Here is a 13,229-nt window from a genome sequence, read left to right as displayed (position 1 = left end):
GGGTTGGGTTGAACAGAGCGCGAGCCCCGGGTTGCTATGGCGATTGCCCCAGACATCACAGCCTTGGTGGGATGCACGCCCATGGTGCGGCTTAATCGCTTGCCCAAGGCCTGGGGATGCTCTGCTGAAATCGTGGCCAAGTTGGAGAGCTTTAACCCCACGGCGTCGGTGAAGGACCGCATTGCCGGCGCGATGGTGGAGGCCGCTGAAAGCGCTGGCACCATTGCACCTGAGCGAACTGTTTTGGTGGAACCCACCAGTGGAAACACCGGAATCGCCTTGGCAATGGTGGCAGCGGCCCGTGGTTATCGGCTGATTCTCACGATGCCCGACACGATGAGCACGGAACGCCGGGCGATGCTCAGGGCCTATGGGGCTGAGCTGCAGCTCACACCAGGTATGGAGGGCATGCAGGGGGCCATTGAGCGGGCGCGGGAGTTGGTGAAGGAGATCCCTGGTGCCTATCTCCTCCAGCAGTTCGATAACCCCGCGAACCCTGCGGTGCACGCAGCATCCACAGCCGAAGAGATCTGGGCTGATACGGAGGGTGTCCTGGATTCTCTGGTGGCCGGGGTGGGGACCGGGGGAACCATCACCGGTTGCGCCCGAGTGCTGAAAGAGCTTCAGCCCAAGCTTTCGGTGGTCGCCGTGGAGCCAGCTGCCAGTCCGGTGTTGGCTGGTGGCGTTGCTGGCCCCCATCGGTTGCAGGGAATCGGCGCTGGCTTTATTCCGCCCGTTCTGGAGATGGATCTGATCGATGAGATCATTGCGGTCAGCGACGATGAGGCCATGGATGTCGGTCGGCGTCTTGCTCGGGAAGAGGGTTTGCTTTGCGGGGTGAGTAGTGGTGCCGCGGTGGCCGCTGCGCTGCGACTGGGGCAACGCCCGGTCATGGAGGGATGCCGGATCGTGGTGATCTTGGCCAGTTTTGGAGAGCGCTATCTCTCTACACCGATGTTCAGCACTGCGGCGCCTCTTCCAGCACGCCGGGACGCTCAGCTGTGACTCTGATGCCGGATGGTCTCGATCCCTATGCCGTGCTCGAGGTGGGATCCACGGCGACGCAAGCTGAACTCAAGGCCTCTTACAGGCGCTTGGTGAAGCAGCACCACCCCGATGCCGGTGGGTCAGAGGAACGAATCCTGGCGCTGAATGCCGCCTGGGAACAACTGGGCGATCCCGAGAGTCGCCGCGCCTTCGACACGAGCAGGAGACCTGCGGAGGTGGCCAGAGACGAGGCAAGGGCTCGTGGGGCACGCAATGCTCGCGCCAGTCAGGTGGCACGGCAGGCCAGCGGGCGAGCGAGTCACGCTGACGAAGATCTGGCCACCTGGTTGAGGAAGGTCTACTCCCCGATCGATCGCCTGCTTGGCCAGGTGATCAATCCCTTCGCCGCTGAACTCCGGGCCTTGTCGGCTGATCCCTATGACGATGCCCTGATGGAGGCGTTCTGTACTTATCTCGAACAGAGCCGGAGCCGGCTTAATAAGGTGAAGACCTTGTTTCAATCCATCCCAACCCCGGCTTCGGCGCGTGGATTTGGTCTGAGCGTCTACCACTGTTTCTCGCAGGTGGAGGATGCGGTGACGGAGTTCGAGCGCTACACGATGGGCTACGTGGACAGTTACCTCCACGACGGGCGCGAGATGATTCGAGAAGCCAGGCAGCGTCGCAAGCGTCTCCAAGACGAACGTCGACGCTTGGAGATCTGATGGGAGCGGGAGCGTTTCGGGCGCTGCTGCTGCTGCTCTGGGTACTGTCCACGGCCGCGGATCGGCTGTGGTGGTCGCGCCACGGCGGCTTGCCCGCCTGGGATCAGGCCGACTATCTCAACAGTGCCCTGGATCACGGTCGGGTCCTTGGTCTGCTCCCGGGAGGTGGCTGGCAGGGCTGGCAGGCCCTTCTCGACCTGTCTCCAAAAATTCCGCCTCTCGGTTCTCTGGTGAATGGTGCTGTCATCGCCGTGAGCGGTGATGCCCCGGCTCAAGCTGCCTGGAGCCTCAGCCTTTGGAACGGTTTGTTGCTGTTGGCCACTGCGGGTTGGGCTCTCTCGCTTCGCTCCCCGCAGCGTTTGGCCAGGGAGTTTGCCTTGCTGGCCGCAGCAGCTGTCTCGCTGACGCCAATGCTGCTGGAATTGCGCACGGACTATCTGCTGGAGCTGCCTCTCACTGCTTGCGTGACCCTGGCGCTGTGGCGCTTGGGCTGCTGGTTGGGTCCAACGCGGCCGTCATCCTGGTGGCAGGCTTTCGTTGCCGCCCTGGCGGTTTCGGCGGCGTTGCTGGTGAAGCAGAGTGCTTTGCTCGTGTTAATCCCTGCCTGCGCCTGGGTTTTGGTTGTTGCCCTGCGCTCAGGCGTGCGTCGCCAAGCGCAACTGGCGTTGGGGCTGGCTGTGGTGACCCTAAGTCTCCTGCCTTGGCTGCGCCACAACTGGATCACCACCCTCGGGGGCACCAACCGTGCGGTGATCGAGTCGGCGGCTCGGGAGGGTGACCCCGGTGTGCTGACCTTGGCCGGCTGGTTCTGGTACCCCCGTCTGATTCCTGATCAGATCGGCTGGGTGTTGCTGGTGATCGGTGGATCGGGTTTGCTGCTCTTGCTGCAGCAACGACGCTCAGGGCTTGTGGCGCCGCCTCGGGATGGTTCCGACCGCGCTCAGGCCTGGAGCTGGCTGTTGGGGATGTTGCTGCTGGGCTGGTTGTTCACCAACCTCAGCCCGAACAAAGATTCGCGATACATCGCACCATTGCTGCCACCCCTGCTGTTGCTGCTGAGTCGGGGCTGGTTGCAGTGGGGGCTCTGGCTCCGGCGTCGCTGGCCTGTGCAGGCGCGCTGGTTGCCGGGTTTGGCCCTGGCGGCAGGGGGGCTGGCCGCAGCCACACCAGCCTGGATGCAGCAGTCGGCACGGTTGCAGAACCGTCATCAAGGCCCCTTGGCAGCGATTGTGCGGCGTGCGGGAGGTGGCGTGCCAGGCGCTGAGCCGAGCACCCTGATCGTGGTGCCGAGCACCCCTGATCTGAATCAGCACAACGTCAGCTACTACGGACGCCGCAATGGAGGCCAGTTGGTAGGGCGTCAGCTCGGTGGCAGCCGCGCTCACGTGCAGCCGGTGCTGGATTACGCCGAGCTGGTGCTGCTGGCGGAGGGTGACCAGGGATCGGTGCGCAAGGCGGCCCGGCGCCTGGATCGCGCCGTGCGGGATTCCGGGGTCTTCACGCGTGTGGACACGTTTCCCCGTCCTGATGGGGGCAGCTATTCCCTGTGGCGCCGGCGTGCTGACGTTCCCGCATCGCCCGGGTTTGATCAACGCTTCCCCGCGTTGGCATCCGCCTTGGAGAGGGGACCATCTGGGCTGGATCCGATCTTCAGAAGCGTGGCGATCGAACACATGCTCGACGGCCACTTTCTCTATAGGGGGCCTGCACGCAAGGCTGCTCTCGCCCGGCTCAACATCGACTCCGGCGATCGTCAGGCCAGGTGGACGCTGGCATTGCTGGCTGTTTTAGCCAACCGCCCGATCGAGGCCTCCAAGCAGTTCGCTGCCTTGGAGCAGGTTCTTCCGGATAACCCTTGGCCCAGTGCGTTTCGTGCTGTGGTGCTGCTGGCTGGTTGGGACCCAGCCCAAGCTGCTGCTGTGGCAGCTGCGGCCAACACACGACTCGGTGATCAGCCCGTGCTGATGGGCCTCGATGCTTCAGCTTCGGTGCTCTCGGGAGCGATCTGGCGGATTCCGGAGGCGATCGACCTCGTTCCCAAGGCCATTCGTGTGATCGAGCAATCGCTCGGCACTCAGGAGAACGCCTCGAGCTGATCCATCCGCAGCCACACGTCGGGGACGGGTCTGCGCCAGCGCACCTGTCCGTAGCTCCCTTTCACCATCAGCAGTTCTCCGGGGCCTTCGAAGATGTAGGCCGGTGGATGCGGGTCACTGGCACCCGCTTCCGTGCTGCCCTCATAAGCCGCTCTGTTCACGCGCACTAGAGCACCTTTTTTTAATGCGGGGGTGGCTTTCGCGGCAGGAGCGGGGCTCGACGGTGTCTCGGCCATCACGGGTCGGTCGTTGTTCGCCAGGCTAGAACCCTTGCACGCATCGCCAGCCCTCCTGTTGGACAACGGCCTTTCGCTTTATCTGGTGGCTTTTGGCGGTCTCCTGCTCGTGTCGGTGCTCCTCGATGACCTGGCGGCGCGGGTGCGGGTGCCAGGAATCCTCATGGTGCTCCTGCTCGGCCTCCTGATCGACAACCAGGTGGAGGTGTCCAACACGCGCGAGCTCACGCTGCTGAGCCTGGACCATGCCCAGCAGATCACCCAGGCGGCGCTCGTGCTGGTGTTGTTTTTTGGCGGGCTGACCACCAATTGGAGTGAGGTGCGGGGGGTGATCAAGCCAGCTGCGCGCCTCGCCACCATCGGGGTGTTGATCACAGCCGCGTTGATCACCGCCGTGGGGATCGGTTTTGATTTGGCCCGAGGAGGCGAAGCCCTTGCGCAGATGGTGCCGCGCAATCTCTTTATCGGCGCCATGGTGGCCAGCACGGACGCGTCGGCGGTGCTGGCACTGCTGAGGCCCCTGCAGGGCCGTCTGCCCCAGCCGCTGATGGATCTGATCGAATGCGAATCGGGGTTCAATGATCCGATGGCTGTGGTGCTGGCCGGTCTTGCTCTTGCGCTTGTCGGTGGAGAAGGGGTCGGTGCTGGCGTACTGGTGACCGATCTGGTGCGCCAGTTTCTGCTTGGAATCCTGATCGGCTTCCTGGGCGGAAGCCTCACCGTGCAGCTTCTCGGCACCCGCATGGGCCTGAACCAGGCCTCGATGCTGCCTGTGGTGAGCCTGGCGCTCCTGATGGTGCTTAGCGGGGGCACCTCTCTGCTGGGAGGCAGCCCGCTGCTGGCGGCCTATGTGGCAGGGCTGGTGCTGGGCAACAGCGACAGCCTGGATCAAGCGGTTCTGGAGGAAGCGCATTCGAGCTACGCCAAGATGGCTGAGCTGCTCCTATTCCTGTGCATGGGACTGGTCGTCGCGCCTCAGGATGTGGTTTATGCGGCCGGGATGGCCTTCCTGCTGTTTTTGGTGATGCAGCTTGTCCGCCTGGTGATGGTGCACCTCTTGCTTTGGCGAACATCCTTCAGCTCAGCTGAACGGATCTTTGTTTGCTGGGCTGGACTGCGAGGGGCCGTGCCGATCGCCTTGGCCATCAATGCCTGGTCTTCGGGGGTGAGCTGGGGCGTCTTGATGCCTCCTCTGGCCCTGGCGGTGGTGCTTTACGGCCTGTTCGTTCAGGGCTTTGCCCTGGTTCCTCTTGCTCGGCGCATGCAACTCACCCTTCCGGATCCCGGCACTGATTCTTCTTCGACTGCCTAACCTCGAGCACCGTTTCTCTGCGCTCACCTCCCATGCGTCTCCTGCTGATCGGATGCACAGGCCTGGTTGGGCGTGGGCTGATTCCTCTCCTGCACGAGGCTGGCCATGAACTCATCGTGGTGAGTCGCAGGCCTGCCTCCGCGGTTGGCCTGCCCGACCGTCTCGCTTCCGAGCTTCAGTGGATCAAGGCCGATCCTGCCGCACCCTCCAGCTGGGCCTCCTCAGCTGCAATGACCCAGGCTCTCGCAGCCTGTGATGGGGTTGTGAATTTGGCCGGTGAGCCGATTGCCGAACAACGCTGGACGCCCCAGCATCTGCGCCTGCTCGAATCCAGTCGGCTTGAGACCACCCGTTGTCTTGCGGAGGCGATGGCTGCGCTCGAGACGCCGCCTTCCGTGCTTGTGAATGCATCGGCGGTTGGCTATTTCGGCACCAGTGCCAACGCCCAGTTCGAGGAGACCAGTGCTCCCGGTTCCGATTTTCTGGCGGGTCTTTGCCAGCGCTGGGAGCAGGCGGCCGCGGCGAAGCCCGAGGCCACCCGACTGGTTGTGTTGCGCATCGGCATTGTGCTGTCAGCAGACGGCGGGGCCCTCGCGAAGATGCTTCCGGTCTTCCGGACTGGATTCGGTGGACCAATCGGCTCGGGGCAGCAATGGATGAGCTGGATCGAGCGCAGCGATCTCTGCCGCATGATCCAGAGCGCTCTGGAACAGCCCTCCTGGTCGGGAGCGATCAATGCCGTTGCCCCTGAGCCCGTTTCCATGGCCGACTTCGCTTCGGGGCTCGGACGCTGCTTGGGTCGTCCCAGTCTTCTGCCGGTTCCCGGTCCCGTCCTCCAGCTGCTGCTCGGCGATGGCGCTCAGGTGGTGTTGGAAGGCCAGCGGGTGGGCTCCACCCGTTTGCAGGAGCTCGCGTTCAGTTTCCGTTATCCGTCGCTTGACGCTGCACTCGCCGCTGCCACCAGCTCCAGCAGCCGTTGATCAAGGCTGAGGCGATCAACAAACCGATCGCCGGGGTGAACAGGGGCTCCCAGAGGCGCTGAAACTCACGCATGGGAGCCTCGATCCCCTGGCTGCTCCCCAGAATCGCCACGGCGAACCAGCCGGCACCGCCCAGCACCAGAAAAACGTCAAGCACCAACACGCGGTCGAGCCAGCGCTTCCAGAGCGGTTCCTGCAACGGTGGTGTCATAACGGCTGCTGCACCAAATCGGAAATGGCTTGGGCCATCCTGGCGCCTCCTCCTGAAGGGCCAAGCCGTTGCAACGCTTGTTGGTGACATTGCCGTTGCAGATCCGCGTCGGAGTGGCTCCTCTCGAGGAGATCGATGGCCAGCCTTGCCGAGGCTTCCAGAGTGGCGGTTTCGCCTGGTTCGCCCTGGGCACAGAACACCGTGGGCCCAAGCAGGCGTCGCTGGGCTTCGGCAAAGCCCGCGGTGAACTGGGGTCCTCGGCCAGCGAGCTGCAGCACGGGGCGTGCCAGTCCCACCGCCTGTTCCGCTGCAGTCCCAGCCATGCACACCAACAGATTCGAGCTGTGCAACACGGCTGCGAATGCACCTCGGCGCACATGAATGCGGCGCGGCCCCCGCTGGAGTTGCAACCCTGAGCCTCCGGGTTCTGCGGTCAGCGTCCAACCCCACGGTTGCACCAGGGCGCGTAGCGATCGGTCGCTGAGGGAGGACACGAGCGCCAGATCGACCGCGAGCACGCCTTGCCTGAAGAGCTCGCTGGGCAGGTGCTCGATCATCTGCAGAAGCAGACCAAGATTTTGCTCAAGCTCCGGCCGGCGGCTCCCTGGGAGGAGGCCGAGCCGTTGCCGAGCGGCAGGCAGTCTCCCGGCATCGGCCAGCACCGGATCCATGAAGGGATTGCCGAGAAAGCGCACCTCTCGGGACAGTTGACCGCTGAGGTCATCAGCCGTGCATTGATCCCGGCTGAAGACGGCATGAAAGCGGCGGCTCTGGAGGCAGGTGGCGCAGGGCCATGGCAAGCGCAGTCGGCCCTCGTAATGGCTGGAGTAGGCCACGAGATAGGTGGCCACAGGGCGCCGGCACAGCCAGGCCGCCATCACCGGAATCACATCGCCCACCACCACCACCACGTCGTAGCGATGGCCGATGCGCAGCAGCCGCAGCAACCGCCGGAGCAGATAAACCACCTGCCCTTGGATCAGTTCAGTCATCCGCCCGCGCAGGCTGGTGTAGCCCAGCCCACCGGTGCTGAATTCCTGCGTGCTGCCGATTAAATCAATGCCCGCATCCCGGTAGGGCTGACCCTTCCCCACCAAGGGCAGGGCTTCCACGGTGTGCCCCAGGCGTGCCAGTGCCCTGGCCAGCAATGAACCTGAGAGATCTTCGCCGTGACCGTTGCTGAGCAGGAGCAGGCGCCCCACCTCAGAGCTCCAGCCAGGCCTTCACCTTCAGCAGAGCAGGCCACTCCGGACGACGCTTGAGACCATCAGCGATCGACTCGCGCAGATCGCCAGCCACGTCGGGTGCCACGGCGAGAACCTGCTGGACCACCTCAATGTGATCGCGCACCCCCTTGGCTTTGGTCTCCAGCATGGCCAGGCAGAGGTTGATCCGCGCCTGCGGGTCTTGAGGGTTCAGCTTGACCGCCATGCGTCCTGATCGCAGGGCGTCGTCCGGCTGTTCGCAGAGCAGTTGAAGCCAGGTCAGGCAGGTCCAACCAGCCGATTGTCTGGGTGCTGCGGCGGTGATCGTCTCGAAATCCCCAAGAAGGTCTGCTGCAGGCACACCGTCCTGATAGCGGGCCATCGCCTGTTGGAAAAGGGAATCCTGGGTGTCGTCCATCGATGATCGACCGATACAGCAATCCGTTCAGATTCCCACAGCAGGCCGAGGGAGCCGCCGGTTTTAAACCGCGAAGGAGCTGCCGCAGCCACAGGTTTGGGTGGCATTGGGGTTGGTGAAATTGAAGCCGCCACCGATCAGCGCTGTGCTGAAGTCAAGCTGCATTCCGTAGATGTACAGCAGGCTTTTCGGATCGCAGATCACGCGGAAGCTCTGGCCGTCAGAGGCCACGTACTCGTAGCTTTCGTCGTCGCTTTGGGTGTCTGAAGCCGGCACGAAATCCATCGTGTAGCTCATGCCACTGCATCCGCCAGAACGCACACCCACCCGCAACACCTGGTTGTCACCCTGTTCGCTGCAGAGCTTGGCCAATTGCTGCATGGCCGGTTCAGTGATCAGGATCCCCTTGCCGTCTTTCGCGGTGTGCGCCGGCGCAGTGCTTGGGGTGGAAGTCATGGGAAACACAGGCTGGTTCCCTCACTCTATGGAGGCTCATACATAGAGTCGTTCCAGTTGTGCAGATCATGTGCGGGTCGCGATCGTCGGTTCCGGTCTCGCCGGCCTCTCCGCTGCTGTGGATCTGGTCGATGCCGGTCATGAGGTGAACCTCTACGAAGCTCGGCCTTTCATGGGCGGCAAGGTGGGCAGCTGGGTGGATGACGGCGGCAACCACATCGAGATGGGGTTGCACGTGTTCTTTTTCAATTACGCCAATCTCTTTGCACTAATGCACAAGGTGGGCGCCTTCGAGAATCTGCTGCCGAAGCAGCACACTCATCTGTTTGTGAACAAGGGCGGGGATCTGCGGGAGCTGGATTTTCGTTTTCCGATCGGTGCACCTTTCAACGGCCTCAAGGCGTTTTTCACCACGCCGCAGCTGAGCTGGATCGACAAGCTGCGCAATGCCCTGGCCCTGGGGACCAGCCCGATCGTGCGCGGTTTGGTGGATTACGAAGGGGCGATGCGCACCATCCGAGCGCTCGACTCGGTGAGCTTTCAAGATTGGTTTGTGGGCCATGGCGGCAGCCCCGAAAGCATCCGGCGCATGTGGAATCCCATTGCCTATGCCCTGGGCTTTATCGATTGCGAGGCCATCTCAGCGCGCTGCATGCTCACCATCTTCATGATGTTTGCGGCCAAAACCGAGGCTTCGAAACTCAACTTGCTGAAGGGATCGCCCCACCGCTGGCTCACGGGGCCGATCCTCGACTACATCCAGCAGCGCGGCGGCAAGCTCCACCTGCGTCACAGGGTGAAGCAGGTGGAGTACAGCGAGGGTGAATCCCCTGAAATCACAGGCCTGCAGCTGGGAACGCCCGAAGGAGAGATCCGTGTTGAGGCCGACGCTTATCTGGCTGCCTGTGATGTGCCAGGAATTCAGAAGCTGCTGCCCAAGGAGTGGAATCGTTATCCCCAGTTCGAAGCGATCCATCAGCTGGAGGCTGTGCCTGTGGCCACCGTTCAGCTCCGCTACGACGGCTGGGTGACCGAACTGGGCGATGCCCAGGAGGCGCAACGCTGCGATGTGGCGCATCCAGCAGGTTTGAACAATCTGCTCTACACGGCTGACGCCGATTTCAGCTGCTTTGCCGACCTCGCCCTGGCCAGCCCCGAGGATTACCGCAAGGAGGGTGAAGGCTCGCTGCTCCAGTGCGTGCTCACACCGGGTGATCCCTGGATTCCCAAGTCCGTCGACGACATCGTTGCTCACACGGACCGTCAGGTGCGCGAGTTGTTCCCCTCGGCCCGCAGTCTCAAGCTCACCTGGAGCAATGTGGTGAAGCTGGCTCAGTCGCTCTACCGCGAAGCCCCTGGCATGGAGCCCTACCGACCTGAGCAGAGCACTCCAGTGCGCAATTTCTTCTTGGCCGGCAGCTATACCCGTCAGGATTACATCGATTCCATGGAGGGGGCGACGATGAGCGGACATCTCGCTGCCGCCGCCATCCTGAAGAAGCCGGCCCAGCTGGCCACGAACACCGCAGTCGCCTGAACCCATGGGACGCTGGCTTGAACATTCCGTGACCACCGAGGTCAACGCTCCCGTGGATCGGGTGTGGGCAGTCTGGAGCGATCTCGAGGCCATGCCCAAGTGGATGCGTTGGATCGAATCGGTGAAAACCCTGGATGATCCCGAACTCACCGACTGGACCCTCGCCGCCCAGGGATTTCGGTTTCACTGGAAGGCTCGCATCACCCAGCGCGTTGAAGCGCAGCAGCTGCACTGGGAATCCGTTGGTGGTCTGCCGACCAAAGGCGCTGTTCGTTTTTACGCAGAGCAGCCGGGACGGACTGCGGTGAAGCTTTCAGTCACCTACGAGCTTCCCGGGGTCTTGGCACCGCTGATGGAACCCACCATCCTGGGTGGGATTGTTACCAAGGAGCTTCAGGCAAACCTTGATCGATTCCGGGATCTGGTTGAACGGGAACAGGCATCCGGGGGCTGAAGCGCGTGCCCGAGGCCATGGGTCTTGGGCATCGGTGCGTGGAGCGAGCCTGGCGGGGCTTCTTTCGATTCTGATCAGTGCTTGCGGCAGTGACGTCCCAAACACCGTCGCCCCAAACACCGTCGCCCCAAACACCGTCACTCCAAACTTGAAGCCGCCTCGGATTGAGGATGCTGTCTCTGAGCTCCCCAGCCGTTCCCCAGATCGGATCGCTCCCCCCTCCTCGTTCGTGCCCCTGCCCAGTCTTGAGCAGGTGCTCAGCGCGGTTCCCGATGGCCGCTCTGATCCTTTTGCTCCTGTCACTGCTGCTGTCTCGGCATCGGCCCAAGAGTCCAGTGCTTCCGATGCTGATCAACCGCAGGGCCTGGGGCTTCAGGTTCAAGGGGTGCTGGCGGTTGGTGGTCAGCGTCGCGCCCTGGTGACCACATCAGAAGGCTCAGGACCGGTCTGTATTGGCGCCAGGGGACGTTGCCCTGGGGAGTCGAGCGGCTTATTACCGGTGGGATGGGTGGTGCAGACCATCGATTTGCGCCGAGGTTGCCTCACCGTTTCGGTGGTCGGTCAAACCGAATCTCCCTTCTGCATTGCCTGAACACAAGCCATCACCAGACCTTCGAGGTCATGGGGATGGGCTTCCTGGTCCACACGGCCCAGCAGCTTGCGGCAACGATCACTCGTCTGCGGACCGATCGACACCAGGGCAGTCCGTTTGAGCCTGGCCGTCGCCTCCTCCTCCCCCAGGCTCTCTGCCAGCAGGTGTGTGGTGTGCAGCACCGTTTTGCCGCTGGTGAAACAGATCGCATCCACCGACCCGGCTCGCAAGGCATCCAGCGTTGCGGCGGGAATCGCTTGCGGACAACGCGATTCATAAGCCGGCACCTCCACAACCCGTGCGCCGGCTTCGCCGAAGGCTTCGGCCAGAACGGTGCGCCCGCCACTCTGGACCCTTGGAAGCAGGATGCGCAGCCCCCAGCCTGAGACCGGGAAGTGTTCGATCAGGCTGTCGGCGACAAACTCGGGGGGCACGAAATCCGCCTCCGAACCCAGCTCCTCCAGGCGCTTGGCGGTCTTGCGTCCCACCGCTGCGATTTTGAGGCTGGCCGGTCGATGGGCCAATGCCTTCCCTTGCCTTTGCAGACGCTCTTCAACGGCATTCGCGCCGTTGGCGCTGGAGACGATCAGCCAGTGGAAGGTGTCCCATTCAGCCAAGGCATCGTCGAGGGCACCCCAGTGATCCGGGGGGCCGATCTCCAGAGCCGGTAGATCGAGAACATCGGCACCGAGCGCTTCCAGCAGTCGGCGGCCTTCACTCTGCTGTTCCATGGCCCGGGTCATCACCACCGTGCGTCCCTGCAGCGCAAGGGCCTGGCCATCTGTCATGACGCACTCCCATCGAGCTTCACGATCCCGCTCACCTGGGCTTGAAGCGCCCCGGCCTCTTCTGCGCGATTTTGGGCGTGGAGCGTGTCGATCGCTGCGCGGAAGCTGGCGCGTGCTCCGTCGATATCGCCACCCATCAATCGCGCGACGGCGAAGTTCTGGTGGCTTTCCGCGTGATCGGGATTGAGCTCGAGGGAACGCTCATAGGCGCGCAGGGATGCGGCGAGGTCGCCCCGGCGTCGTTCCATCAGGCCGAGGTTGTACCAGGCCAGCGCGACTTCAGGGGCATGCTGGCAGGCCGTGGTGGTGAGCTGAATCGCCTCATCCAGCTGATTGGCCTGCATCAGCAAGGCGGCCAGGTTCAGCCGGGCACCGAGGCTCAAACGCACATCCAAGGGCAGATCAAGCGCCTGCCGGTACAAGCCTTCGGCAGCCACTGCATCTTCAGGCGCCAAAGCAATCCCCAGGTTGAGGAGCAACTCGTAACGCTCAGCCGTTCTCCCGGCTCCATCCGGCAGCTGTTCAAGCCCTTGGCGCAGGAGATTGACGCCTCGCTCATGGTTGCCGCTGCTCACCTCCAGTGCCCCAAGCTTGGTGCAGGCGTAGGGGTCACCCGGCTGATCCTCCAGCCACTGCTCCATCGACTGGCGCAGTCGCTCGGCCTTGTCACTCCGATTGAGGAGGTCGGGTCTGTAGCCATCGTGCAGCAGCGCCGGTTCCGCGCAGTTCGCCACCCGCCAGTGCGGTTCCTGCTGAAGGATCTCGGCCACGCTGTCGTCAATCATCGAGTGATAAGGCCGGCTCCAGCAGATGCGTGCGTCGCGTCGGAACAGCCGGCTCACATTGGAATACGGGGCCATGGCAGCACCGAGTTCGTGGCGAAGCAGATTGATGACCAGCACATCCGGTTGCGCCATCAAGGCTCGGATCGCTGGAATCGCCTCGGCGCGCAGGCGTTCATCGGCATCCAGCACCAGCACCCAGTCCCCCCTCACGTGTTCGAGTGCCGCGTTTCTCGCTGGCGCGAAGTCCCCGGGCCAGTCCAGCCGTTCCACCTGGGCACCGGCAGCTTCAGCCAGGGCCACGGTGTTGTCCGTTGAGCCGGTGTCGAGCAGAACCATCTCGTCGACGAAGCCTTTCACTGAGTTCAGGCAGGCCTCGATGCGTTCGGCTTCGTTGCGAACGATCATCGAGAGGCTGAGCATGACGGCGTCCCGTACTGGCGCTGAGAT

15 protein-coding genes are annotated in these 13,229 nt (G+C 63.2%); 8 read left to right on the top strand and 7 right to left on the bottom strand.

Features of this window, described 5'->3' with window-relative positions; translation table 11 throughout:
• Positions 1-36 precede the first annotated feature (36 nt).
• From cysK to SynBMKMC1_RS13010, 3 genes are read left to right on the top strand one after another with little or no spacing between them, the layout of a single operon-like run.
• A complete protein-coding gene (cysK, locus tag SynBMKMC1_RS13020; protein WP_186472038.1) occupies positions 37-1,005 on the top strand; it encodes a cysteine synthase A in 969 nt (322 codons plus the stop codon).
• Between the two features lie 5 nt (positions 1,006-1,010).
• On the top strand, positions 1,011-1,712 hold the full coding sequence (locus SynBMKMC1_RS13015) for a J domain-containing protein (RefSeq protein WP_186472037.1): 702 nt from the start codon (positions 1,011-1,013) through the stop codon (positions 1,710-1,712).
• Complete coding sequence (locus SynBMKMC1_RS13010) at positions 1,712-3,808, top strand: phospholipid carrier-dependent glycosyltransferase (RefSeq protein WP_186472036.1); 2,097 nt, start codon at positions 1,712-1,714, stop codon at positions 3,806-3,808. The genes SynBMKMC1_RS13015 and SynBMKMC1_RS13010 overlap by 1 nt, the downstream gene beginning before the upstream one ends.
• On the opposite strand, the gene SynBMKMC1_RS13005 is transcribed toward SynBMKMC1_RS13010, so the two are convergent.
• Positions 3,787-4,044 carry an NAD(P)H-quinone oxidoreductase subunit O gene (locus SynBMKMC1_RS13005; RefSeq protein WP_186472035.1) on the bottom strand — a complete coding sequence of 86 codons (258 nt, stop codon included), beginning with the start codon at positions 4,042-4,044 and terminating at the stop codon, positions 3,787-3,789. The genes SynBMKMC1_RS13010 and SynBMKMC1_RS13005 overlap by 22 nt on opposite strands.
• A gap of 34 nt (positions 4,045-4,078) precedes the next feature.
• On the opposite strand from SynBMKMC1_RS13005, the gene SynBMKMC1_RS13000 reads away from it, so the two are divergent.
• Positions 4,079-5,356 (top strand): cation:proton antiporter, encoded by a 1,278-nt coding sequence (locus tag SynBMKMC1_RS13000; RefSeq protein ID WP_370593922.1) that lies wholly within the window; start codon positions 4,079-4,081, stop codon positions 5,354-5,356.
• Between the two features lie 32 nt (positions 5,357-5,388).
• Complete coding sequence (locus SynBMKMC1_RS12995) at positions 5,389-6,336, top strand: TIGR01777 family oxidoreductase (RefSeq protein WP_186472034.1); 948 nt, start codon at positions 5,389-5,391, stop codon at positions 6,334-6,336.
• Here the strand turns inward: SynBMKMC1_RS12995 and SynBMKMC1_RS12990 are convergent.
• From SynBMKMC1_RS12990 to SynBMKMC1_RS12975, 4 genes are all read right to left on the bottom strand, one after another.
• On the bottom strand, positions 6,272-6,547 hold the full coding sequence (locus SynBMKMC1_RS12990) for a hypothetical protein (RefSeq protein WP_186472033.1): 276 nt from the start codon (positions 6,545-6,547) through the stop codon (positions 6,272-6,274). The genes SynBMKMC1_RS12995 and SynBMKMC1_RS12990 overlap by 65 nt on opposite strands.
• Positions 6,544-7,749 carry a lipid-A-disaccharide synthase-related protein gene (locus SynBMKMC1_RS12985; RefSeq protein WP_186472032.1) on the bottom strand — a complete coding sequence of 402 codons (1,206 nt, stop codon included), beginning with the start codon at positions 7,747-7,749 and terminating at the stop codon, positions 6,544-6,546. The genes SynBMKMC1_RS12990 and SynBMKMC1_RS12985 overlap by 4 nt, the downstream gene beginning before the upstream one ends.
• 1 nt (position 7,750) lies before the next feature.
• On the bottom strand, positions 7,751-8,170 hold the full coding sequence (locus tag SynBMKMC1_RS12980; RefSeq protein WP_011934114.1) for a hypothetical protein: 420 nt from the start codon (positions 8,168-8,170) through the stop codon (positions 7,751-7,753).
• A 63-nt stretch (positions 8,171-8,233) separates the two neighbouring features.
• Positions 8,234-8,626 (bottom strand): iron-sulfur cluster assembly accessory protein, encoded by a 393-nt coding sequence (locus tag SynBMKMC1_RS12975; RefSeq protein ID WP_011934113.1) that lies wholly within the window; start codon positions 8,624-8,626, stop codon positions 8,234-8,236.
• A gap of 70 nt (positions 8,627-8,696) precedes the next feature.
• Between SynBMKMC1_RS12975 and zds the strand changes: the two genes are divergently transcribed.
• The 3 genes from zds (at position 8,697) to SynBMKMC1_RS12960 (ending at position 11,209) form a co-directional block, all read left to right on the top strand.
• Positions 8,697-10,163 carry a 9,9'-di-cis-zeta-carotene desaturase gene (zds, locus tag SynBMKMC1_RS12970; protein WP_186472031.1) on the top strand — a complete coding sequence of 489 codons (1,467 nt, stop codon included), beginning with the start codon at positions 8,697-8,699 and terminating at the stop codon, positions 10,161-10,163.
• 4 nt (positions 10,164-10,167) lie between these two features.
• Positions 10,168-10,617 carry an SRPBCC family protein gene (locus SynBMKMC1_RS12965; RefSeq protein ID WP_011934111.1) on the top strand — a complete coding sequence of 150 codons (450 nt, stop codon included), beginning with the start codon at positions 10,168-10,170 and terminating at the stop codon, positions 10,615-10,617.
• A 229-nt stretch (positions 10,618-10,846) separates the two neighbouring features.
• Positions 10,847-11,209 carry a hypothetical protein gene (locus tag SynBMKMC1_RS12960; RefSeq protein ID WP_186472030.1) on the top strand — a complete coding sequence of 121 codons (363 nt, stop codon included), beginning with the start codon at positions 10,847-10,849 and terminating at the stop codon, positions 11,207-11,209.
• Here SynBMKMC1_RS12960 and SynBMKMC1_RS12955 read toward each other — a convergent pair.
• Complete coding sequence (locus SynBMKMC1_RS12955) at positions 11,179-11,997, bottom strand: uroporphyrinogen-III synthase (protein WP_186472029.1); 819 nt, start codon at positions 11,995-11,997, stop codon at positions 11,179-11,181. The genes SynBMKMC1_RS12960 and SynBMKMC1_RS12955 overlap by 31 nt on opposite strands.
• Positions 11,994-13,202: a glycosyltransferase gene (locus tag SynBMKMC1_RS12950; protein ID WP_186472028.1), complete on the bottom strand. Its 1,209-nt coding sequence runs from the start codon at positions 13,200-13,202 to the stop codon at positions 11,994-11,996. The genes SynBMKMC1_RS12955 and SynBMKMC1_RS12950 overlap by 4 nt, the downstream gene beginning before the upstream one ends.
• Between the last annotated feature and the right edge of the window lie 27 nt (positions 13,203-13,229).

Source organism: Synechococcus sp. BMK-MC-1 (assembly GCF_014279955.1).
Lineage (GTDB): Bacteria > Cyanobacteriota > Cyanobacteriia > PCC-6307 > Cyanobiaceae > Synechococcus_C.
The sequence above is the reverse complement of the archived record's forward strand: the minus strand, read 5'-3'. Positions and strand labels throughout refer to the sequence as shown.